Source organism: Nocardia altamirensis NBRC 108246 (genome assembly GCF_001612685.1).
Classification (GTDB): Bacteria; Actinomycetota; Actinomycetes; order Mycobacteriales; family Mycobacteriaceae; genus Nocardia; species Nocardia altamirensis.
The window spans coordinates 1-21,552 of the sequence record NZ_BDAY01000105.1 but is presented as its reverse complement, the minus strand read 5'-3'; the positions used below and the strand labels follow the sequence as shown (position 1 = coordinate 21,552).

The window sequence follows — 21,552 nt, the reverse complement described above, 5'->3', positions numbered from 1 at the left end:
ATCCGCCGGTCACGACCCGCCCGGCCCCCACCGCACCCATGCCGACGTGCGGGGTTGGCGGCGCGGCGTTCGACCGAACGATCGGATATGCGCGACGGCAATAACAAGGAACGGCACCGAAATTCGCATAACGCCCACGAAGCCCGGTCACCTCCCCCACCAGAACGGCAACACCCGGGAACGCCGAAAGACGGGTCAGCTAGTGGCGAAACAGCTGACCCGTCAACACAACTCGGGATACCGGCTACGGCAACCGCTGGCGATACAACAGACCGGTGATCACACCGGCGGAGGTGATCAACAATCCGAGCAGCAACCACGGGCGGCTCGCATCACCCCTGGTCAGCTCGAAGCCGATCTGCTGTTCGAGGGTGTCGTACACCTTGCTCAATTCCTGCAAGGTCGACGCGGTGTAGAACTCACCGCCGGACAACCGCGCGATTTCCTGCATCGCGTCATCGTCGACCGGCACCGGAACCGAGTCACTGGAACCATCCGGCTGCTGAATGGTGACCTTGCCCCACTTGGTGCCGTACGAGATCGTCGAAATCGGGATGTTCTTGTTCTTGGCGAGCCTGGCCGCGACATATTCGTGGCGCGGATGGCTGACGTCCTCGAACGCGGGCACGGTCTGCTTGCCGTCCGACATCAACACGATCCGGGCGGGCGGCGGCTGCTGCGCGCCGCCGAGCACCGAGGCGAGGGTGTCGATCGCGTTGAGCGCGGTGATGATGCCCTCGCCCGTCGCGGTCCGCTCGGCCAGCTTGGCGTTCTCGATCGCCGCCTTGACCGATTCGTGGTTCGTCGTCGGCGTGACCATCACCGAGGCGGTACCCGCGAAGGTGACGAACCCGATGTTGAGCCCCTCCGGCAGGCCGTCGACGAAGTCCTTACCCGCCTTCTTCGCGACCTCGATCCGGCTCGGCGGCACATCGGTCGCCTCCATCGACAGCGAAACGTCCATCACGAGCATGACGGTCGCGCGGTTGCGCGCGACCTTCTTGACCGCGGTCGGCCCGGCCGCCGCGATCGTCAAGAACACCAGGCCGACCAGCATCAGCGCGATCGGCACGTGCCGCCACGGGCTCGGCCGCGACGGCGCGACCTTCTCCAGCAGCTCCATGTTGCTGAACTGCAGCATGTGCTTGTACTTGCCGCGCTGAACGAGCACATAGCCCAACGCGATCAGCGCGAGAACGGCCAGAAAGCCGAGCCACAAGCCTGCGGTGAAATGCGAAATACTCACTGACGTGGCACCCGCCCGGTCGGGGCGCCCATGCTGTGGCGCCGGGTGGAGACGAACCGGACCACGTCGGCAATCCAGTCCCGATCGGTCTGCAAGGTGAGCACCGGCGCGCCGCAGCTGCGCAGCGCCTGCTCGACCTGTTCCCGGTGCCGTTGCGCGGCGGCCGCGAAATCGGCACGCAGCGTTGGCGTCACGCTGAATTCGCGGGTGCGCCCGGTCTCCGGGTCGTGCAGCACGACATCGCCGATATCGGGCAACGACAGGTCGCGCGGATCGAGCACCTCCACCGCGAGCAGGTCGTGGCGCGCCGAGATGGCCCGCAGCGACCGCTGCCAGTCGATGTCGCCGAGGAAGTCGCTGATGATCACCGCGAGGCCGCGTTTGCGCTGCGGCCGCCGCAGCGATTCGATGCCGCCGCGCAGGTCGCCGCGAACGCCGTCGCGGGCGTGCGGCGTGGTCGCGATGCTGCGCAACAGCGACTGGGCGTGCACTCGCCCGCTGCGGGCAGGCACCCGGACCAGTTGTTCGCCTGTCGCGACGACCGCGCCGATCCGGTTGCCGCCGCCGCTGGTGAGATGCGTGATGGCGGCCGCGGCGGCGATCGCGAGATCGCGCTTCTGGCAGGCCGCGGTGCCGAAGTCGAGGCTCGCCGAGAGGTCGACGACCAACCAGGTCTCCAGCTCGCGGTCGGCGATCATCTGCCGCACGTGCGGATGGGTGGTGCGGGCGGTGACCGACCAATCCATCTGCCGCACATCGTCACCCGGCTGATAGGTGCGTGCCTCGCCCGGCTCGGAGCCGGGGCCGGGGATCAGGCCGAGATGGTCACCGTGCAGCACGCCGTCCAGCCTGCGGCGCACCGTGAGCTCGAGGGTCTTGAGCGCCGCGGTCAGCCGCGGGTCGGTCAATTCGCCCGCATGGAACGACGGCGGCGCATGCGACGGCGTGACCTGGTGCGGAGCCGACCGAGGGTTGGTAGACACTGCGGGGAACGGTTCCGGCGCTGCGGTCACTTGTTCTGGATGTTGCCGGCGGGCTGGGACTGCTGCCCGTTCGGCGGCTGCGGCACCGGCTGGCCACCCTGCTGGGGCGCGCCCTGCGGGCCGTTCTGCTGCGAAACCTGCTGCGGCGCACCGGAACCGACGGCAGGCGCGGCGGGCGCACCCGGCGCGACGGCCTGCGGGGCGACCTGAGGAAGGCCGACGGTCTGCAGCACCCTGGTGATCACTTCCTCCGGGCTGATCTCGTCCGCGAGCGCGTCGTAGGACAGCACGAGACGGTGCCGGAGCACGTCCGGGATCACCTCGACCACGTCCTGCGGCACCACATAGTCACGACCGCGGATCAGCGCGACGGCGCGGGCCGCGGCGATGATGCCGAGGCTGGCACGCGGCGAGGCGCCGTAGGCGATCCAGCTGGCCACGTCCTGCATGCCGAAGTCGGCGGGCTTGCGGGTCGCCGCGATCACCCGGACCACGTAGTCGACGAGCGCGTGGTGCACGAAGGTGTTGGCGGCGACCTTCTGCAGCCGGACCACCTCTTCGGGCTCGAGGATCCGCGTAGCCTCCGGCGGGGTGACACCCATCCGGTAGATGATCTCGCGCTCCTCCTCGACCGAGGGGTAGTCGACGACGACCTTGAACAGGAAGCGGTCGCGCTGCGCCTCGGGCAGCGGGTACACGCCTTCGCTCTCGATCGGGTTCTGAGTCGCCATGACCAGGAACGGATTCGGCATCGGGTAGGTCTTGCCGCCGATCGAGACGTGCCGTTCGGCCATCACCTCGAGCAGCGCCGACTGCACCTTGGCGGGCGCGCGGTTGATCTCGTCGGCGAGCACGAAGTTCGCGACGACCGGGCCGAGCTCGGTGTCGAACTCCTCGCGGCCCTGCCGGTAGATGCGGGTACCGATCAGGTCGGTCGGCACCAGGTCCGGGGTGAACTGCACCCGGGAGAACGACCCGCCGACCACCTTGGCGAAGGTCTCGACAGCCAGGGTCTTCGCGATGCCAGGCACACCTTCGAGCAGGACGTGACCACGCGCGAGCACGCCGACGAGCAGTCGCTCGACCAGTCGATCCTGGCCGACGATCACCCGCTTGACCTCGTAGATCGCCTTCTCCAGGGTCTGGACGTCTCGCTCCAGGGTGCTAGGCGTGGACGCAGGCGCATCTTTCGCCAAATTCGCCCCGCTCACACCGTCTGTCGAAGTCACCAACATCCCCGCTTTCGCCTTGGTCCTGTGCGTGCCGCACCAACTATTCCAGGTAATGGCCATATGTGCCGCAACCGGACCCGACATGAAGAGAATTCGACACTTTCGGACGTCCGGTTCGGGCAATTATGAGGGGCGTGCGCGAGGCCCGCAGCGTCAGCCAGCCTGAACGAATGCGCTCAGCTGACGATCCGCACCGCATAGGGCATGATGCCCGCTTCGCGCACCGGCGAAACCCGCACCACCGAACCCGACTCCGGCGCCTCGATCATTTGTCCGTCACCGAGATACAGCGCGACGTGCTGGCTGGCATTCGCCCCCCAGAACAGCATGTCGCCGCGGGCGCGCTGATCGAGCGGCACCCGGGTGCCCGCGTTGTACTGATAGCCGCTGTAGTGCGGCAGCGGGACTCCGATGCCCGCGAAGGCATAGATCATCAGGCCCGAGCAGTCGAAGCCGACCTTCTCGTAGTCGCCGTGTGCGTCCGCGGCGCCGCCGCCGTCGCTGATGCCTTGGGTCGGCCCGTTCGCATCGCCGCCGCCCCAGGCGTAGATGACCCCCAATTGGGACATCGCGCGGTCGACCACCGTCTCGACCGCCGCGGAGCCGCCGATGGGTGGCAGGGCGGGGCGCGGGCTGGTCTGCCGGTTGGGTGGCATGTTCTCCAGCTGGATGTGCGGGCGTTGGCCCGCGCCGAGCTGGCTCGCGCGATCGCGGGCGTTCTGATCACCGTTCGCCCTGGCGGCGGCCGCGGCCGCGGCGGCACGCACCGCGGCTTCCTCGGCCCTGCGCTGTTGTTCCCAGGATAGGTAGGCGTCGCGTTGCCCTTGTAAGCCCGCCACGTTCTGCCGCGCGAAGTCCAAGCGGCCCTGGGCATCCTGGCGCTGGCGTAGCAGGTTGTCGCGCTGCACCGTCTGCTTGTCGAGTTCGGCTTTGGCCGCGGCGACGGCGTTCTCGGCGTCGATCTTCTTCTGCTCGGCCGCGGCGGCCGCCGCGTCGGCGACCGACTTCGCTTCGCGCGCACTGGAATTCTTGTTGCCCTGATCGATCTGGGCCCGGCGTAGGCCTTCCAGCACCTGCTGCTGATTCTTCGAAACCAGCGAGAGCAGCTGGGCCTGGTCGAGGGCGGCGGCGGGCGTGGCGGCGGCCAGGTAGACGACCATCGACTCGGCCGCGGGGCGGGTATAGGCCTGGGCCGCAAACTGATCGAAGTTGCGCCGCGCCTGGCCGACTCGAGTGCCCGCATCGGCCAGTTCCTGCTGGGAGGCGACCACCGCAGCCGCAGCCGCGTCGGCGGCGTCGCGGGCATCCTGCAGGTCGACGAGTGCCTTGTTCACTTCTTCGCGCTTGCGCGCGACCTCGCCGTCGAGTTGCTGCAATTGCTGATCGACCGACGCGACCTGGTTGATGAGTGTGCCGACCTCGGCCACGCCCGAGTCGACTTGCGCTCCGGCATTGGCGATCTCGCCGTCGCTCGGATTCGGCGGTGGCGGCGGCACGGCGGCCGCGGGTCCGGCGAGCACCACGGCAACGGACACCAGCAACCCCATAGCGATCACCATCGGACGCCGGAAGGCGGACTTGCCGTCGTTGCGCATCGCACCTCCCATGGACCCGAATTCCGCTTCACCCCGCGAGTTCCTGCCGCACCAGCACGCTTCGTGGTCGGCAGATAACCCCTGACAACACTTCTTCCCCATCAGCAACTACTCGAACGGTACGACACTTCCGTCACCAAAGAAACAACAGCCACACAATGACGGGCGGGAATTTGCTCGTTGCCTGGAATTAGCCGGATGTAGCAAAGGTTTCCAGCCGGAAAAGCAAACCGGTCGTCACGAAAAGTTGCTGGATGGATACCCCTTGGTCCTCCACACCCGTCGCTACTCCCCAGCGCTGCGCGCCGCCGCGCGACTCGCCGCGATCGGTGCCGCAACGCAAAGGTGCCCGGCAGCTGCGCGCTGCCGGGCACCTCGTCAAGGGTTCTCAGCTAACTCCGGACGTCTGCACCAACCCGGACACCGTCCGCCGCTTCGCGCTTCGCCCGCTGCACCTTCACCCAGTACAGCCCGCCGACCGCCACCGCGGTGCCGACGACGAGAACGCTCGCGATCGTCGTCCACGACACCGCCTCCGGCTGCTCCACCTTGTCCAGGAAGCGCTGTGCCGCAACGGCACTGTGGCCCTGGGTGCTCTTCGAGACGTCCTCGGCCCATTCCAGCCTGACCCGGCTGATCGAGTCGCTGTAGGTGCCGACCCAGTCGTCGCTGAGCACCAAGACGGTGCCGTGCTGGGTCTTGCCGACCTCGGTGGCCAGGTCACGTAGATTCGAGTCGTGGCCTGGATTACCGGGAACGACCACGATGCTCAGCGGGATGTTGCGCTCGCCTGCCGCTGCGACGATCGCCGCCAGCTCGGGCTCATCCTTACCGGTCAACGTCGCGACGCGATCGTCTGCCAGATCGGGCAGGATCGTGTCGGTGACCATGTCCTCGGTGACGTTCGGTGGCAGTCCAGCAGCCATGGGCGTGAAAACCGAGGTGTGCGAGACGGTCATCTTCCATCCGGTCTGTCGAGCCGCATCGGCATCCGAAGCGACGTGCATCCAATAACGCAGGGTGAGCCCAACGCTCCCCCGGCTAGCTCGAAAGCACAGTACGCGACCAAGAGTCGGAGTACGAGCACACGGCACGCCGTACGGCACCCTCGCGTTTCACAGGACAAGCGTACTGTTAGGGTCGTAGCGCGAGGAACCGGCGCACACGGCGTCGAATTCCCTCCAGGAACCTACCGTGGCGACTGCTCGCAGATCGCCCGCAAGGAACAGCCGCAGGCACAGCCCCGCCGGCGGCAAAACCCTCACAGATGAGTGGAGCTGACGTGACGACAAGTATCGATACTTTCGGCGCCAAGGGCACCCTCGAGGTCGGAAGCAACTCCTACGAGATCTTCCGTCTCTCGGCCGTGCCCGGCACCGAGAAACTCCCCTACGCACTCAAGGTCCTCGCGGAGAATCTGCTCCGTACCGAGGACGGCGCCAACATCACCGCAGATCACGTCCGCGCGATCGCGAACTGGGATCCGTCGGCCGAACCCGACACCGAGATCCAGTTCACCCCGGCCCGCGTGATCATGCAGGACTTCACCGGCGTTCCCTGCATCGTCGACCTCGCCACCATGCGTGAAGCCGTCACCGTCCTCGGCGGCGACCCGAGCAAGGTGAACCCACTCTCGCCTGCCGACATGGTCATCGACCACTCGGTCATCCTCGACGTCTTCGGTCGCGCCGACGCCCTCGAGCGCAACGTCGACCTCGAGTACCAGCGCAACGGCGAGCGCTACCAGTTCCTGCGCTGGGGCCAGGGCGCCTTCGACGACTTCAAGGTCGTCCCGCCGGGCGTCGGCATCGTGCACCAGGTCAACATCGAATACTTGGCCCCCACGATCATGGTCCGCAACGGCCAGGCCTACCCCGACACCTGTGTCGGCACCGACTCGCACACCACCATGGTCAACGGCCTCGGCGTATTGGGTTGGGGCGTAGGCGGTATCGAGGCGGAGGCGGCCATGCTCGGCCAGCCCGTCTCGATGCTGATCCCGCGTGTCGTCGGCTTCAAGCTGACCGGTGAGATCAAGCCGGGCGTCACCGCCACCGACGTGGTGCTCACCGTCACCGACATGCTGCGCAAGCACGGCGTTGTCGGCAAGTTCGTCGAGTTCTACGGCAAGGGCGTCGCGGAGGTTCCGCTCGCGAACCGCGCAACCCTCGGCAACATGAGCCCCGAATTCGGTTCCACCGCAGCGATCTTCCCGATCGACGAAGAGACCATCAACTACCTGCGCCTCACCGGCCGCAGCGACGAGCAGCTCGCGCTCGTCGAGGCGTACGCCAGGGAACAGGGTATGTGGCACGACGCGGACAACGAGCCCGCCTACTCCGAGTACCTCGAGCTCGACCTGAACACCGTGGTGCCCTCGATCGCAGGCCCGAAGCGTCCGCAGGACCGAATTCTGCTGTCGGACTCCAAGACCGCGTTCCGCAAGGACATCCACAACTACACCAACGACGCGGAGTCCGGCCCGGCCGCGGTCACCCCGCACACCCACCTGGACGAGGCCATCGAGGAATCCTTCCCGGCCTCCGACCCGGCGGTGCTTTCCTTCGCCGACGACGACGCGGTACTGATCCCGTCCGCCGCCAACGGCAACATCGGCCGCCCGTCCAAGCCGATCAAGGTCTCCGATCCGGAGCGCGGTGACTTCGTGCTCGATCACGGCGCGGTCGTGGTCGCAGGCATCACCTCCTGCACCAACACCTCCAACCCGTCGGTCATGATCGGCGCGGCCCTGCTTGCGCGTAACGCGGTCGAGAAGGGCCTCGCGTCCAAGCCGTGGGTCAAGACCAACATGGCGCCCGGCTCGCAGGTCGTCTCCGACTACTACGAGAAGGCAGGCCTGTGGCCGTACCTGGAGAAGCTCGGCTTCTTCGTCGGCGGTTACGGCTGCACCACCTGCATCGGCAACACCGGCCCGCTGCCGGACGAGATCTCCAAGGCGATCAACGACAACGACCTCTCGGTCACCGCGGTGCTCTCGGGCAACCGTAACTTCGAGGGCCGTATCTCCCCCGACGTGAAGATGAACTACCTGGCCTCGCCGCCGCTGGTCATCGCGTACGCGCTCGCGGGAACCATGGACTTCGACTTCGAGGCCGATGCCCTCGGCACGGACTCCGACGGCAACGATGTGTTCCTGAAGGACATCTGGCCGTCCCCGCAGGAGATCGACGACACGATCAAGTCGGCGATCAGCCGGGACATGTTCACCAGCTCCTACGCCACCGTCTTCGAGGGTGACGAGCGTTGGAAGGGCCTGAGCACCCCCGAGGGCGACACCTTCGCGTGGGACGAGAACTCGACCTACGTCCGCAAGGCGCCGTACTTCGACGGCATGAAGATGGAGCCGACCCCGGTCAGCGACATCACGGGCGCTCGCGTGCTTGCACTGCTCGGCGATTCGGTCACCACCGACCACATCTCCCCGGCCGGTCCGATCAAGCCGGGTACCCCGGCCGCGCAGTACCTCGACTCGCACGGTGTCCAGCGCAAGGACTACAACTCCCTCGGCTCGCGGCGCGGTAACCACGAGGTGATGATCCGCGGCACCTTCGCCAACATCCGGCTGCGCAACCAGCTCCTCGACGACGTCTCGGGTGGTTACACCCGCGACTTCACCCAGGACGGTGGCCCGCAGGCGTTCATCTACGACGCCTCGCAGAACTACCAGGCCGCCGGCATCCCGCTGGTCGTGCTCGGTGGCAAGGAGTACGGCTCGGGTTCCTCGCGCGACTGGGCGGCCAAGGGCACCAGCCTGCTCGGCGTGAAGGCCGTCATCACCGAGTCGTTCGAGCGCATCCACCGCTCCAACCTCATCGGCATGGGCGTCATTCCGCTGCAGTTCCCGGCCGGTGAGTCGGCCGCGTCGCTGAAGCTGGACGGCACCGAGACCTTCGATATCGAGGGGATCACCAAGCTGAACGAGGGTACGACTCCGAAGACCTTGAAGGTCACCGCCACCAAGACCGACGGCACGAAGGTCGAGTTCGACGCGGTGGTGCGGATCGACACCCCCGGTGAGGCCGATTACTACCGCAACGGCGGCATCCTGCAGTACGTGCTGCGCAACATGATTCGCGGCTGATCACGCACTCGCCGTACGTCGAGGGTCCGCGCACCGCGTTTTCGCGGTGCGCGGATTTCTCACATCGCCTGGAGGAGCACGCCCGCCATGCCCAAAGTCAGTGACGACCACCTCGCCGCCCGACGAAGTCAGATCCTCGACGGGGCGCGCCGCTGCTTTGCCGAATACGGGTACGAAGGCGCCACCGTGCGCCGCCTGGAGGAAGAGATCGGGCTGTCGCGCGGCGCGATCTTCCATCATTTCCGCGACAAGGACGCGCTGTTCCTCGCGCTCGCGCAGGAAGACGCCGAACGGATGGCCGACGTTGCGGCCAACCAGGGCATCGTGCAGGTCATGCGGGACATGCTGGCCCATCCCGAGGAATTCAATTGGCTCGGAACACGATTGGAGATCGCGCGGCGGCTGCGCACCGATCCGGAGTTCCGGGCAGGCTGGAGTCAGCGCTCCGCGGAGCTGACCGCCGCCACCCTGGCGCGGCTGGAGCGGCGCAAGGCGGCGGGTGCGTTGCGTGACGACGTGCCGACCGATGTGCTGCTCGGGTACCTCGACCTGGTGCTCGACGGGCTGATCGCGCGGATCGCGTCCGGTCACACGAACGAAAACCTCACTGCGGTACTGGATCTCGTCGAAGCATCGGTGCGCCGCAAGGAGTGAGCGGCCGTATCGCGGTGGCGGCCGTGGAGCGGCTCAGCGGGTAGAGCATCTGCTTGGACAGCGGGTTCGATTCCGGCCTCCATGGCCCCCACCGTCTTTCAGAAATGCGCGTTCAGATAGTTCGCGGCGTGGGTCGTCCAGAGCACGTCGGTGCCTGGCATGTTGTGGCCCGAGTAGAGCACGTGCTGACCGTCCGGCCACGGCGTGAGATAGCCGACCACCCCGCGCACGGCCTCGATGTATCGCTCGAGATTCTCGATCGGGTTCCGCAGCAGGAAGCGCAACAGTTCCGAGAAGACCAGCGGCATGAGGTTGCCGATGCGGGCGCCCTCGATGAACGAGAACGGCGAGATGCCGACGTCGATGAGTCGCAGCGGGGAGTCCGCGGGCGAGGCGGTGATGATGTCGCCCGGGTTCGCGTATTCGAGCACCGCAACCTCGTCGGGCCAGGCACCACGCTGGCCGTGCAGGCCGAACGTCGAAGGCGGGCACAGGTTTCCGACGGATTCCCCCGCCTTGCGCAGCGGGTTCGAGATGTTGACCACGAACGCGATCTCCAGCGGAGACCCGTTGGTGTTCTTGTATTTTCCGGAGCGCACGCCCTCGAGGATGTGGCTCGCACAGAGCCCGCCGAGCGAGAAGCTCAGCAGCCCGCAGACGTTCGGCGAGTCCTGGATCGCCTTCACGCCCGCCGCGACGCCCAGGCGCACCGATGTGTCCAGGGACGGACCCCAGACCTCGGGGACCGGCCCGACCGAGGCGGGCCAGTTCGGCTCGAAGCACGAGAAGCGTTCGGGATCGAGCAGTTTGGTGACGTCGCGCAGCATGCCCGTTGGCGCGCCGTCCGGGTTTCGCGGCTCGCCGACACCCCGGAGGGTGATGATGTCGATCATCGGTGATCTCCTTGCACGGCATACCGTGCGGGTCCGATCTGGAACCCCACGGTATGCCGGTAGCGAAAGGGTGGCACGCGTAGCAGGCTACTCGGTATGCTCGGCGCCGTATGGCAATCCGATCGGAATGTTCTACAAGCCAATCGGACTTGTTACGATTCCGTTATGGGTTCCGTTGGGCCGGGCGAAACCCGGTTCCCGGCAACAGGATTCAGGCGCCTGGCCGTTTGCCGTGGTTGGCCTTGCGCTTGCGGCGTGCGCGTTTCTTGTCCGCGCGCTTGGACATGGCGATGCCTTTCGTTCGTGGTGCTCACGCGGCCTGCGGGAGCCGCAGGCTCAACGAGGCCAGACGGACCCGAGCCCGGGAATTGCGGACGAGCGCGGCAGGGCGGGCAAGCTCGGCGCCCTCGTAGTAGCCGCCGTTGCGCACCGGCGTCGACGAAGAACTCAGCACGGCAAGCAGATCCGCCGCCGAATCGACCGGCGCGCTCGCGTGGCTGCGCAGCTGCGGCATATCGATCTCGAAATCCGCCGGGCTCACGCTGATCGCGGTCAGCCCGGCCGGGCCGGTCTCCGCGAGCGAACGGGTGAACATGGTCAACGCCAGCTTGGACTGCGCATACACCGCCATCGGGGTGTAGATGCCGCGGTTGCGGTCCAGGTCCGAGTATTCGATGGTGCCGCCGACGTGCAGCCGCGACGAAACGGTGACCACCCGGCCCTGCGCCGCCGCCACGGCAGGGGCAAGCGCCATCGTCAAGCGCTGCGGAGCGAGATAGTTGATCTGCAGAGTGGATTCGACGCCGTCCACGGTGTGCCAGCGCCGCTGTGGACCAGGCACCGACGCGGCGTTGATCAGCGCGTCGAGCCTCGGCACGGTCGCGGTCAGCATCGTGGCCAGCTCGTCGACCTCGGACAGGTGCCGGAAGTCGGCGTGCACCATGCGCAACCTTCGTGCCTGCGCACCCCCGGCGACCAGCCGTTCCAGCGCGGCATCCGCGAGCTCCTTGTCCTGCGCGTGCAGGATGACGGTGGCGCCGTCGGCCACCAGACGCTCGGCGGTGGCGTAGCCGAGGCGCTGATCGACACCGGTCACCAGAACGATCCGGTCGGCGGACGAGATTTCGGACATAGCTCTCCCATCGGGTGAGTGCCCGCGTCGCGGGATCACGAACGAGTCGCGCGATCACGAACGACGCAGGCGGAAAACGGATTCGCGATCAGAGGTCGCGATTCTGCGGTCGCAGAGGGGAACTCGCGCAGACAAGCGCGAGCAGGTGACACGTGGCGCCAATGGGCCACGCGACGGGAATCAGACCGACGGCGCCGGACTCGGCGGCTCGTCCTCACTGCCGAAACCGACGCGCTCCAACGCGGAAGGCAGTGCGCGGTCTCGGCACGCGGCGACGCCGAATCTTCCGCGCAGCGCGCGTCGAAGGCCGGATGTCGCGGTCATACCCGTGATCAAACCGATCCGCGAGATCGGGGGCAAGACTTCGGAATCCGATTTGACGGATCCTTTACCGCATTCACCTGCCGCGCGGACAGCACCTCGGCAGCGCACCACCGCTCGGCAACACCTGCCCGGACTCTTCCCCGGCCGCCGTCTCGATCTCACCGAAGATGCGGGCCCGATCCTGCTCGGAGAGGTACCGCCCGCGCGAGACCACGGCGTGGATCCGGCGGGTATTGCCGATATCGGCCAGCGGATCTCGATCCAAGACCACGAGATCGGCGTACTTGCCGACGCCGATGGTGCCGGAGACGTCAGCCAAGCCGGCGCACCGCGCGGCATTCGATGTCGCGGACTGCAGTGCCTGCATCGGCGACAGACCCGCCTGCACCAGCCACCCCAGCTCCTCGTGCAACGTAGCTCCAGGAAACACATAGGGATTGCCCGCGTCGGTGCCTGCCACGATCCCGACGCCCGCCGCGTTCATCGCGCCGAGCAGTTGCATCCGTGCGTCGAAGTTCCGCTGCGCGATATCACGTTTCGCGGCGGACAACGGCGGCGATGCCGCCTCGAGGCCACCCCAGAACTCGTGGATGAAGCGCGGCAGGTATCGCATCATGTCCTGCGCGTCAGGCCCCTTCGTCGGCGGGCCGGTGAGGTATCGCTGCTCCACGGTGATGGTCGGCGACTGCCAGACCCCACGCCGAATCATCTGATCGAACAGCGCCGCAGCGCGTTCCGGGCTGTAGGTCTCCCCCGCCTCGCGTTCCATCACATCGCGACGCGACATGTCGGCCTTCGGATCGTCCCATGTCGCCGCGATTTCGGCGTACAGCTCCGGCGCGCGACTCGACGTGGCCAATTGCATGCCGTACATGTGCTCGATGGTGCGCTGCCCGAGGTCGACCGCCTCGGCGACCGGAACCCGGTGCGGCACATGGCCTGCGAACGGCAGGCCGACCCTGCGCGATTCGTCGGCGATGGCCGTGAGGGTTTCCCGCGACAGCAGCGAATAGACCTTGACGAAGTCGGCGCCGATGTCCCTGGTCCGCCGCACCGCGGCCCGCGCTTCGGCCTCGGTGGCGACCACCTCCGAGCCGGGCCACACCCCCGGTGGGCCGTCGATGATGCTGCCCGCGAAGACCATTCGCGGGCCGAGCAGTTGCCCCTCGTCGAGACGCCTGCGCAGGTCGCCGGTGTGCGGGAACCCCCACATCTCCCGGATCCCGGTCACCCCGTGGACGACGTACAGCGGCTGAAAGGTGCGTTCGGCGTCCGCGATGTGGGTGTGCATGTCCCACAGACCCGGGATGACGTGCTTGCCGGCCAGCTGCACGGTGCGCACTCCTGGCGGCAGCGGGATCTCGGGCAGTCGACCGACCGCGAGGATCCGGTCGCCCGCGAGCACGATGCCGGTGTCCGGCATCGGCGGCGCACCGGTGCCGTCGATGACGGTCGCCCCCGACAGCACGGTCACCGGCGCGCCGGGGTCGGCCGCCGCCGAACGGCCGACCAGCGTCGACAGCGCGCCGCCTGCGACCGCGCCGAGCGCGGCTTTGCCCGCCCATGCCAGGAATTCGTTGCGAGTGATGTCGCGCATACCCCACCTCCCCGTAGGTACCCGCAGTCTACGTCGGCCGGTAACCGGCTCGGCCGCAACAGCACTGGCTCATGCGCCTGGCTCGAGGCTGCTGAGCAGCACGCGCGCGATACGGTCGAGGTCGCCGCGGTCCTTCGCGGAAAGCACCGAGAGCATGCGGGTTTCGTTCTCGGTGTGCGCGGTGACGACCTTGTCGACCAGCTTGCGCCCGTCTGCGGTGAGCGCGACGCGCACCGCGCGGCGATCGTCCGGATCGGCGATCCTGCGCACCAGCCCCGCCGACTCCAATCGGTCGAGGCGCCCGGTCATCCCCGCCCGCGACAGCATCAACGTGTCGGCGAGCACCGAGGGATTGAGCTCCCACGGTTCACCGGAACGGCGCAGCGCGGCAAGCACATCGAACTCGCCCCGCTGCAGCCCGTGCGCGGTGAAGACCTCCTCGATCACCCGCTGCGCCACGATCAGCAGCCTGCCGAGGCGCCCGACGATCGCCATCGCCTCCAGCTCGAGGTCCGGCCGTTCCCGCTGCCACTGCGCCACGATCGCGTCTACGACATCTGCCTCCGCTTCACCCATGGACAGGATTCTATTCGCTGAGATATAGTTCGGTAGCGAATTATCAAGCACCGAATCAGTTGGAGACCATCATGAGCAGCACCGCCCCGCGTATCGACGTCGCGATCCGGCAGCCGCAGGAGGCCGAGACGCTCGGCACCGAGAACGTCACCATGCGACTGCTGCTCGACGCCGCGGACACCGACGGCACACTGAGCACGCTGGAGGTGACCATGAAACGAGGTGCGGACGGCGCGACGCCGCACTATCACACCCGGTCCGACGAGCTCTTCTACGTCGCCGACGGCGAATTGCAGCTGCTGGCCGGCGACAAGATCGTCACCGTCGAGGCGGGCGGCTCGATCGTGGTGCCGAAGTTCATGCCGCACGCCTTCGGCGCCACGCCCGACAGCGCAGCGCGAATCATGATCGCGCTCATGCCCGGCGTACAGCGGTTCGAATACTTCCGGCTGCTGGACCGGATCGCGAAGGGCGAGTCGACGCTGGCCGACCTCGCCGCCGCGCAGGACGAATTCGACAACCACTTCGTCGATGCCCCGGCCTGGTGGGCCGAGCGCAACGCGAACCGACGCTGATTTGTGCACGACCGTCCCACCTGATTTCGTATGGACATGGGCAATTCATCGGGTACGTCCGACAGCAGGCCAGACGCCCCGACGGCGGCGACACCTCCCGGGCAACCTTTCACCGTCCCGGTGACTGTGCGTGGGTACGAACTCGACACGCAGGGCCACCTGAATCAAGCGGTCTACGCGCAATACGCCGAGCACGCGCGCTGGGAACTCCTGCGCGCGGCGGGGTTGCCTCAGGACAAGCTGATCGCCGACGGAATCGGACCGGTCCTGTTGGAATCGAACATCAAGTTTCTTCGGGAACTTCTCGGCGGCGACGAGGTCACCGTCTCGGTCGAGTTCCACTGGGGCCAGGGCAAAACCTTCACCTTCCGGCACGAGATCCGCAAACTCGACGGCACCCTCTCGGCCGAAATGACTGCAATTTCCGGGATCCTGGATCTGACTGCCCGCAAGCTCATCGCCGCGCCGGGTGCGCGGCTCTCGGCCCTCGCCGAGCGCCCCGACCTGCTCGGACTTTGAATCGGCACTTACGGATGCACAGCCGCCAACCCGGGGCTATGCATAGCACATCCTTTCCAATCGGAAGTAGCTATTGAGTTGCTTCGAGACCAACAGTGGTCGGCCGAAAATCTTTCGGCGCTAGCGCATCCTGCACCGAAATCCGGTTTGCCACCGGCCGTGAAATCTCTCGATCCGAACCGATCCGCGCACTTCGCGCGATATGATCGGGCTCACGCTCGGGGGTCGTGGCAAATAGCGAGCAGATCGGAGAATCGTGATGACCGACGCACTCCGCCTCCCCGGAACCGCGCCGAAGACTGACCGCGTTCCTCCGCTCCAGGGCTTCCTGGTAGCGGAGTCCGAACGCGACATCACCGTGCGCGTCGCCGAGGGAACGTGGACCTTCCGTCGGTCCGACGTGCTGCGGGTCCTCGATTCTGCGCTGCCCGACGGACTCTCGGCCCACCGGGACGGCCGCCCCGTCCTGGTGGACATCCGCGCGGGCGCCACCGCCGATTTCACCCGCAGGCTGCGCATCGACCTGGTCGACCGGCCGATGACCATCCCGGAATCCCCGTCCGCCGCGCTCGGCGACGAGCAGCTGCAGCAGCTCACCGCGTCCTGGGCCGACCGGCTGAACATCGTGGACGTGCCGGGAACACACGGTGCCACCTACACCTATTGCCAGACCAAGTCGTTCGCGACCAGCGACGACGGTATCAACTGCGACAGTCTCGACTGAGCGGCGCACGCATGGCGGCACGCCGGGCAGGCTCGGTCCTGATCGTGTCCGAATCCGATGATCTGCACGGCACCGCGATGGCGGCGACGCTGCGAGAACACCACGGCCTCAGCGCGATTCACTTCGATCTCCGCGACTTTCCGCGTGAGTCAGGCAGTTTCCGGCTCGACCGGCTCGGCACCACACGGTCGCTCTCGCACTTGATGGGACTCGACGACGTGCGCTCGGTGTGGTGGCGCCGACCGCATCTCAGCAAGGTGCCCGCCGGCGTTCGCGCCGCCGACGACGACTTCCGCCAAGCCGAATGCGACGGGTTCATCCAGGGCATGCTCTGGTCCATCCCGGCCAACTGGGTCAACGATCCCGGCGCCGACCGCACGGCGGCGCGCAAGATCGTGCAGCTGGAGACCGCACTGCGGGCAGGCTTCGCGGTGCCGGAAACGCTGATCACCAACGATCCGGACGAGGCACGCAGTTTCGCCGAATCCCGTCCTGGCCGAGTCGTTTACAAACGCACCGGGACCAGCCGCGCCGAATTCGCCGAGACCAGGATCATCACCCCGGCCGACTACGACAGGCTGACCGGCATCCGCTCGGCGCCGACCACCTTCCAGGACTACATCGACGCCGAATGCGACCTGCGCGTGGTCTGGGTGGACGGCGTCGAATGGACGGTGCGCATCGACTCGCAGGCAGGTGTCGGCCGCGTCGACTCCCGGCTGGACACCTCGGTCGATTTCGTGCCGGAGCATCTCCCCGCCTCGGTGAGCAAGTCACTCGCGACGTTGATGGGCGCGCTCGGATTGTCGTTCGGCGTCTTGGACATTCGGCTCGGCCTCGACGGCGAGTACTACTTCCTCGAGGTCAACCCCCAGGGACAGTTCGCGTACCTGGAAATCAAGACGGGTCTACCGATTTTCCGCAGCCTCGCCAATCTGCTCGTCGACGGCGACGGCGCCGTCGAGGACTACTGACGCCGATACATCTGCACCAGCACACCGGATTTCGGGAACTGCTGCGCGTCGACCAGTTGCCACTGCCCGGCGGGCACGCCGTCGAACAGCCGCTGTCCGGCACCGATCATCACCGGGTACACCAGCAGCCGAAGCTCATCTACCGCATCCAGGCGCAGGAACTCCTGCGCGGTGCGCGCCCCCGCGAAGACGACGATCGGCTTGCCTTCTTCGCTTTTCAGCTCGTCGATCTCCGCCGCGAGGTTCGCGCCGATCCGGCGTGCAGGCTGCCAAGGCAGCTCGACGTCCGCCCGCGACGACAGCACGAGTTTCGGCAGGCCGTTGACCAGCGGCGCCAGCATCGCGTCCCCCGGCGTCGCCGGATCCTGTTGCGCGCCGGGCCAATACTGGGCCAGCAGGTCGTACGACGTACGCCCGAAGACCTGGGCGTCCACCGCGCGCAGCAACCCGGCGAGGTAGCCGTCCAGTTCCGAATCGTCGACTTCGATCCAGTCCAGCCCGCCGTCCGGGCCCGCGGCGTAGCCGTCCAGCGTCACCATTATGTGCACCATGATCGTCCGCACGTCGCAGCTCCTGTCGAGAGAAATTTGTCTTTCGACAGTGCAGACGGCGTAACGCGTGCGAACTCACCGGTCCCGGCGAAAATCATTCCACCGGAACCGGTTCGAGTGATCGGCGGTGCTACTGGCTCTTACGGCGGTTGGCACCGCCACGGCTGCGGAGTTGCACATGCGACTCCACCAGCACGTTGTGGATGAAGCCGTAGGAGCGACCGGTTGCTCGCGCCAACGAGCGAATGCTCGCTCCTGCCTCGTACTGCTTCTTCAATTGGGTCTGTAGGCGGTCCCGAGACTTCCCGGTGACACGGGTTCCCTTACCCAAGGTGGCTTTGACTTGTGCGGGCCTGTCGCTCATGGCTTCCTCCGAGTCGCCGAGCAGCGTCTTTCCAGGCTAAGCACTCGAGGGGCCGTGATCAACGGATTCTTGTGATGAAACTCACGCGAGCTGAATAAGTTCCAAATATTCGGCGGACCAATGGTCCTCCGTACCGTCCGGTAACAAGATCACCCGCTCCGGCGACAGCGCTTCAGCCGCACCGGGATCGTGCGTGACCAGCACGACCGCGCCCGCGTAGGTGCGCAGCGCGTCGAGCACCTGTTCGCGCGAGACCGGATCGAGGTTGTTGGTCGGCTCGTCGAGCAACAACACGTTCGCGGCCGAGGAAACCAGCCCGGCCAACGCCAGACGCGTCTTCTCACCGCCGGACAGCGTGCCCGCGGGCTGATCCAGCTGCGGACCGGTGAACATGAACGCGCCGAGCAGACCACGCAGATCCTGCTCCCCCGCGTCCGGCGCGGCGTGCCGGATGTTCTCCCAGACGGTGGCCCGGTCGTCGAGGGTGTCGTGCTCCTGGGCGAAGTACCCGACCTTCATGCCGTGCCCAGGCACCAGCCCACCCGCGGTCGGCTTCTCGACCCCGGCGAGCAGCCGCAACAGCGTGGTCTTGCCCGCGCCGTTGAGGCCGAGCACGACGACCCGGCTGCCGCGGTCGATCGCGAGGTCGACGCCGGTGAAGATCTCCAGCGAGCCGTAGACCTTGGTCAGGTTCTCCGCCATCAGCGGCGTCTTGCCGCACGGGGCAGGTTCCGGGAACTTGATCCGCGCCACCTTGTCGGCGACCCGCACCTCGTCCAGTTCGGCCATCAACCGGTCGGCACGCTTGGCCATGTTCTGTGCCGCAGTCGCTTTGGTCGCTTTGGCGCCGAGCTTGGCGGCCTGGGCGCGCAAGGCGCTCGCCTTCTTCTCGGCGTTGGCGCGTTCGCGCCTGCGGCGCTGTTCGTCCGTTGCGCGCGCGTCCAGGTACTTCTGCCAGGTCATGTTGTAGACGTCCGCCTCGCCACGCACCGCGTCGAGGAACCACACCTTGTTCACCACGTCGGCGAGCAGTTCGACGTCGTGGCTGATCACGATCAGGCCGCCGTTGTGGTTCTGCAGGAAGCCGCGCAGCCAGGTGATCGAGTCGGCGTCGAGGTGGTTGGTCGGCTCGTCGAGCAGCAGCACGGTGTCGGAACGGCCGCCGCTGCCGTCGGAGGCCGCGAACAGGATGCGCGCCAACTCGATTCGACGGCGCTGACCACCGGACAGCGTGCGCAGCGCCTGCGCGAGCACCCGATCGGGCAGGCCGAGGCTGTTGCAGATGCGGGCGGCGTCGCTCTCGGCGACATAGCCGCCGAGCGACGAGAACCGGTCCTCCAGGCGTCCGTACTTACGGACCGCCTTCTCGCGTTCGGCCTCGTCGGCCACCTCGGCCATCAGCGCCTGCTGCTTCTCCATATCGCGGATCAGCGTGTCGAGGCCGCGCGCGGACAGCACCCGGTCGCGCGCGAGCACGTCGAGGTTGCCTTCCTTCGGATCCTGCGGCAGATAGCCGATATCGCTGGACCGCAGAATCTTTCCGGCATAGGGCTCGCCCTCGCCGGCGAGTATCCGCAGCGTGGTCGTCTTGCCTGCACCGTTGCGCCCGACCAAGCCGATCCGGTCGCCCGCTTGCACCCGCAGTGCCGGTCCAGGGGCCGACAGCAGTGTGCGGACTCCGGCCCGGACCTCCAGGTCGGTCGCGGTGATCACAGATGTCTCCTCGCGGATCAGTGGTGCATGGGGGCGGCAGCCGGTGCAGCCGGCATGGTGGGTAAATACGGTTTGGCGTCGGTCAGCGCGTGCTGCTCGATTGTGCGACGTGAATATGCACAAGAACCACCGATTTTACCTGGCCCCATGCGCTACTCCCGCATCCGGCGATCGCGGTGTGACGGCGGTAACGCGAATGCCTTAGTTGACCGCCGAGTAACCTGCCGTTGCATGACTACCGATCTGTTGGGTAAGAGCGCGCTGGTGTCCGGGGCCAGCCGCGGCATCGGCAAGGCGGTTGCCGCCGAACTGCTCCGTCGCGGCGCGAACGTGGTGATCACCGCGCGCAAAAAGGATCCGCTGGAGCAGGCCGCCGAGGAACTGCGGGCGCTCGGACATCAAGGTGAAGTGGTGGCGTTGGCGGGAAACTCCGGTCACGCGGAGGATCGGGCCGAGGCGGTCCAGCGGGCGCTCACCCAGTTCGGCTCGGTGGACATCCTCATCAACAACACCGGCATCAACCCGGTGTACGGCGCGCTGATGGACGCCGACCTGGATGCGGTGCGCAAGATCTTCGACGTGAATGTGGTTGCGGCGCTCGGCTATATCCAGGAGGCGTACAAGGCGTGGATGGGTGCGCACGGCGGCGCGATCGTCAACGTCGCCAGCGTCGCTGGCATCCGATCCAGCGGAGTCATCGCCGCCTACGGTGCGTCCAAGGCCGCGCTGATCCACCTCACCAACGAACTCGCCTGGCAGCTCGGGCCGAAGATCCGGGTGAACGCGGTCGCGCCGGGCGTGATCAAGACGAAGTTCGCCGATGCGCTGTACTCCGACGACGAAGAACGGGCGGCGAGCGTTTACCCGATGAAGCGGCTCGGTACGCCCGAGGATGTGGCGCAGTTGATCGGGTTCCTGGTCTCCGACGAGGCGGCATGGATCACCGGTGAGACGGTCCGGGTGGACGGCGGGCTGCTGTCGACCGGCGGGATCTGAGCGATCGTCGACGTCATCGTCTGCGGTGTCGGCCCGGCCGGGCGCGCGCTCGCGCATCGCTGCCTCGTGCGCGGACTGACGGTGGCCGTGGTGGATCCGGCACCGGATCGGGCATGGCAGGCGACCTATGCCGCCTGGGCGGACGAATTGCCCGACTGGATCGCGCCTTCGGCGGTAGCCGCCACGGTGGCACAGCCGACGGCATGGGGAACCAGGGCACATCGGATCGACCGGCCGTATGTCGTGTTCGATGCCGAGCGGCTGCGGACCTCGCTCGCGCTGACCGGCGCCGAGATCGTCGTCGGCCGAGCAACGAGCTGTACGCCGGACACGGTGTCGCTGGCGGATGGACGAGTACTGACCGCCCGACGAGTGATCGATGCCCGTGGCATCGCCCGATCCCCGGCACGTGCCGAACAGACGGCATACGGGGTCGTGCTCGACGCACGGCGAGGTGCAGGCCTCGAACCACTCTTCATGGACTGGCGGGCGGACAACGGAGCGCCCGCGGCCGCACCGCGGTCGTTCCTCTACGCGGTCCCGCTCGGCGACGGCGCCATGCTGCTCGAGGAAACCTGCCTGGCAGGCAGGCCCGCGCTCGACGGCACCGCGCTGCGCGACCGGCTGCATCATCGATTGCGTTCCCGCGGAATCGAACTCACCGGCAGCGAACCCGTCGAACGCGTCCGCTTCCCGGTCGAAGGCGGACGGCCGGGGCGGCACACCTTCGGCGCGGCAGGCGGCTTCGCCCACCCGGCCACCGGCTACAGCGTCGCCGCGTCGCTGGCGGCGGCCGACACGG

General features: G+C 67.2%; 22 protein-coding genes. 8 read left to right on the top strand and 14 right to left on the bottom strand.

Going from position 1 to position 21,552, the window contains the following annotated elements:
* Positions 1 to 244 precede the first annotated feature (244 nt).
* The 5 genes from NA11_RS39165 to NA11_RS39145 form a co-directional block, all read right to left on the bottom strand.
* Positions 245 to 1,246 carry a VWA domain-containing protein gene (locus NA11_RS39165; RefSeq protein ID WP_069167155.1) on the bottom strand — a complete coding sequence of 334 codons (1,002 nt, stop codon included), beginning with the start codon at positions 1,244 to 1,246 and terminating at the stop codon, positions 245 to 247.
* Positions 1,243 to 2,229: a DUF58 domain-containing protein gene (locus NA11_RS39160; RefSeq protein ID WP_069167171.1), complete on the bottom strand. Its 987-nt coding sequence runs from the start codon at positions 2,227 to 2,229 to the stop codon at positions 1,243 to 1,245. The genes NA11_RS39165 and NA11_RS39160 overlap by 4 nt, the downstream gene beginning before the upstream one ends.
* A 26-nt stretch (positions 2,230 to 2,255) precedes the next feature.
* Complete coding sequence (locus NA11_RS39155) at positions 2,256 to 3,464, bottom strand: AAA family ATPase (protein WP_069167154.1); 1,209 nt, start codon at positions 3,462 to 3,464, stop codon at positions 2,256 to 2,258.
* A 173-nt stretch (positions 3,465 to 3,637) separates the two neighbouring features.
* Positions 3,638 to 5,056, bottom strand: coding sequence for an NlpC/P60 family protein (locus NA11_RS39150; RefSeq protein ID WP_218023469.1), 1,419 nt, complete (start codon positions 5,054 to 5,056; stop codon positions 3,638 to 3,640).
* 392 nt (positions 5,057 to 5,448) lie between these two features.
* Positions 5,449 to 6,015, bottom strand: coding sequence for an Rv1476 family membrane protein (locus NA11_RS39145; protein ID WP_069167152.1), 567 nt, complete (start codon positions 6,013 to 6,015; stop codon positions 5,449 to 5,451).
* A gap of 323 nt (positions 6,016 to 6,338) precedes the next feature.
* On the opposite strand from NA11_RS39145, the gene NA11_RS39140 reads away from it, so the two are divergent.
* Positions 6,339 to 9,158, top strand: coding sequence for an aconitate hydratase (locus NA11_RS39140; RefSeq protein WP_069167151.1), 2,820 nt, complete (start codon positions 6,339 to 6,341; stop codon positions 9,156 to 9,158).
* 87 nt (positions 9,159 to 9,245) lie between these two features.
* Entirely contained in the window at positions 9,246 to 9,812 is a 567-nt protein-coding gene (locus NA11_RS39135) for a TetR/AcrR family transcriptional regulator (RefSeq protein ID WP_069167150.1), read from the top strand.
* 98 nt (positions 9,813 to 9,910) lie between these two features.
* On the opposite strand, the gene NA11_RS39130 is transcribed toward NA11_RS39135, so the two are convergent.
* The 6 genes from NA11_RS39130 to NA11_RS39115 form a co-directional block, all read right to left on the bottom strand.
* Positions 9,911 to 10,705, bottom strand: a complete 795-nt coding sequence (locus tag NA11_RS39130; RefSeq protein ID WP_069167149.1) for a hypothetical protein — start codon at positions 10,703 to 10,705, stop codon at positions 9,911 to 9,913.
* Between the two features lie 211 nt (positions 10,706 to 10,916).
* A complete protein-coding gene (locus tag NA11_RS47380; protein WP_439957142.1) occupies positions 10,917 to 10,991 on the bottom strand; it encodes a 50S ribosomal protein bL37 in 75 nt (24 codons plus the stop codon).
* 24 nt (positions 10,992 to 11,015) lie between these two features.
* Positions 11,016 to 11,837 (bottom strand): SDR family NAD(P)-dependent oxidoreductase, encoded by an 822-nt coding sequence (locus NA11_RS39125; RefSeq protein WP_069167148.1) that lies wholly within the window; start codon positions 11,835 to 11,837, stop codon positions 11,016 to 11,018.
* Positions 11,838 to 12,017: 180 nt separating this feature from the next.
* Positions 12,018 to 12,161 carry a hypothetical protein gene (locus tag NA11_RS46035; protein WP_167837830.1) on the bottom strand — a complete coding sequence of 48 codons (144 nt, stop codon included), beginning with the start codon at positions 12,159 to 12,161 and terminating at the stop codon, positions 12,018 to 12,020.
* Between the two features lie 73 nt (positions 12,162 to 12,234).
* Positions 12,235 to 13,758 carry an amidohydrolase family protein gene (locus tag NA11_RS39120; RefSeq protein WP_069167147.1) on the bottom strand — a complete coding sequence of 508 codons (1,524 nt, stop codon included), beginning with the start codon at positions 13,756 to 13,758 and terminating at the stop codon, positions 12,235 to 12,237.
* Positions 13,759 to 13,827: 69 nt separating this feature from the next.
* On the bottom strand, positions 13,828 to 14,334 hold the full coding sequence (locus NA11_RS39115; protein ID WP_069167146.1) for a MarR family winged helix-turn-helix transcriptional regulator: 507 nt from the start codon (positions 14,332 to 14,334) through the stop codon (positions 13,828 to 13,830).
* A gap of 71 nt (positions 14,335 to 14,405) precedes the next feature.
* Between NA11_RS39115 and NA11_RS39110 the strand changes: the two genes are divergently transcribed.
* From NA11_RS39110 to NA11_RS39095, 4 genes are all read left to right on the top strand, one after another.
* Positions 14,406 to 14,909: a cupin domain-containing protein gene (locus NA11_RS39110; protein ID WP_069167145.1), complete on the top strand. Its 504-nt coding sequence runs from the start codon at positions 14,406 to 14,408 to the stop codon at positions 14,907 to 14,909.
* A gap of 120 nt (positions 14,910 to 15,029) precedes the next feature.
* On the top strand, positions 15,030 to 15,428 hold the full coding sequence (locus NA11_RS39105; protein WP_069167144.1) for an acyl-CoA thioesterase: 399 nt from the start codon (positions 15,030 to 15,032) through the stop codon (positions 15,426 to 15,428).
* A 259-nt stretch (positions 15,429 to 15,687) separates the two neighbouring features.
* Positions 15,688 to 16,152: a hypothetical protein gene (locus NA11_RS39100; RefSeq protein ID WP_069167143.1), complete on the top strand. Its 465-nt coding sequence runs from the start codon at positions 15,688 to 15,690 to the stop codon at positions 16,150 to 16,152.
* 11 nt (positions 16,153 to 16,163) lie between these two features.
* On the top strand, positions 16,164 to 17,126 hold the full coding sequence (locus tag NA11_RS39095; protein WP_069167142.1) for an MvdC/MvdD family ATP grasp protein: 963 nt from the start codon (positions 16,164 to 16,166) through the stop codon (positions 17,124 to 17,126).
* On the opposite strand, the gene NA11_RS39090 is transcribed toward NA11_RS39095, so the two are convergent.
* The 3 genes from NA11_RS39090 to NA11_RS39085 all read right to left on the bottom strand — a co-directional run bounded on the left by NA11_RS39090 (position 17,120) and on the right by NA11_RS39085 (position 19,754).
* Complete coding sequence (locus NA11_RS39090) at positions 17,120 to 17,689, bottom strand: dihydrofolate reductase family protein (protein ID WP_084655472.1); 570 nt, start codon at positions 17,687 to 17,689, stop codon at positions 17,120 to 17,122. The two genes, NA11_RS39095 and NA11_RS39090, sit on opposite strands and share 7 nt — an antisense overlap.
* A 118-nt stretch (positions 17,690 to 17,807) precedes the next feature.
* Entirely contained in the window at positions 17,808 to 18,041 is a 234-nt protein-coding gene (locus NA11_RS44395; protein WP_014986328.1) for a helix-turn-helix domain-containing protein, read from the bottom strand.
* 81 nt (positions 18,042 to 18,122) lie between these two features.
* Positions 18,123 to 19,754: an ABC-F family ATP-binding cassette domain-containing protein gene (locus NA11_RS39085; RefSeq protein ID WP_069167141.1), complete on the bottom strand. Its 1,632-nt coding sequence runs from the start codon at positions 19,752 to 19,754 to the stop codon at positions 18,123 to 18,125.
* 231 nt (positions 19,755 to 19,985) lie between these two features.
* Between NA11_RS39085 and NA11_RS39080 the strand changes: the two genes are divergently transcribed.
* Together NA11_RS39080 and NA11_RS39075 are read left to right on the top strand one after the other, a co-directional pair.
* Positions 19,986 to 20,750 (top strand): SDR family oxidoreductase, encoded by a 765-nt coding sequence (locus tag NA11_RS39080; protein WP_069167140.1) that lies wholly within the window; start codon positions 19,986 to 19,988, stop codon positions 20,748 to 20,750.
* Positions 20,751 to 20,816: 66 nt separating this feature from the next.
* On the top strand, positions 20,817 to 21,552 hold a 736-nt coding region (locus NA11_RS39075), incomplete at its 3' end, for a lycopene cyclase family protein (protein ID WP_245746530.1).

Bases quoted from the DNA above. Each gene is read 5' to 3' on its own strand.
- NA11_RS39155 (WP_069167154.1), bottom strand. From the start codon at position 3,464: ATGTTGGTGACTTCGACAGACGGTGTGAGCGGGGCGAATTTGGCGAAA.
- NA11_RS39150 (WP_218023469.1), bottom strand. From the start codon at position 5,056: ATGCGCAACGACGGCAAGTCCGCCTTCCGGCGTCCGATGGTGATCGCT.
- NA11_RS39145 (WP_069167152.1), bottom strand. From the start codon at position 6,015: ATGACCGTCTCGCACACCTCGGTTTTCACGCCCATGGCTGCTGGACTG.
- NA11_RS39135 (WP_069167150.1), top strand. From the start codon at position 9,246: ATGCCCAAAGTCAGTGACGACCACCTCGCCGCCCGACGAAGTCAGATC.
- NA11_RS39130 (WP_069167149.1), bottom strand. From the start codon at position 10,705: ATGATCGACATCATCACCCTCCGGGGTGTCGGCGAGCCGCGAAACCCG.
- NA11_RS39125 (WP_069167148.1), bottom strand. From the start codon at position 11,837: ATGTCCGAAATCTCGTCCGCCGACCGGATCGTTCTGGTGACCGGTGTC.
- NA11_RS46035 (WP_167837830.1), bottom strand. From the start codon at position 12,161: ATGACCGCGACATCCGGCCTTCGACGCGCGCTGCGCGGAAGATTCGGC.
- NA11_RS39120 (WP_069167147.1), bottom strand. From the start codon at position 13,758: ATGCGCGACATCACTCGCAACGAATTCCTGGCATGGGCGGGCAAAGCC.
- NA11_RS39115 (WP_069167146.1), bottom strand. From the start codon at position 14,334: ATGGGTGAAGCGGAGGCAGATGTCGTAGACGCGATCGTGGCGCAGTGG.
- NA11_RS39110 (WP_069167145.1), top strand. From the start codon at position 14,406: ATGAGCAGCACCGCCCCGCGTATCGACGTCGCGATCCGGCAGCCGCAG.
- NA11_RS39100 (WP_069167143.1), top strand. From the start codon at position 15,688: ATGACCGACGCACTCCGCCTCCCCGGAACCGCGCCGAAGACTGACCGC.
- NA11_RS39095 (WP_069167142.1), top strand. From the start codon at position 16,164: ATGGCGGCACGCCGGGCAGGCTCGGTCCTGATCGTGTCCGAATCCGAT.
- NA11_RS44395 (WP_014986328.1), bottom strand. From the start codon at position 18,041: ATGAGCGACAGGCCCGCACAAGTCAAAGCCACCTTGGGTAAGGGAACC.
- NA11_RS39080 (WP_069167140.1), top strand. From the start codon at position 19,986: ATGACTACCGATCTGTTGGGTAAGAGCGCGCTGGTGTCCGGGGCCAGC.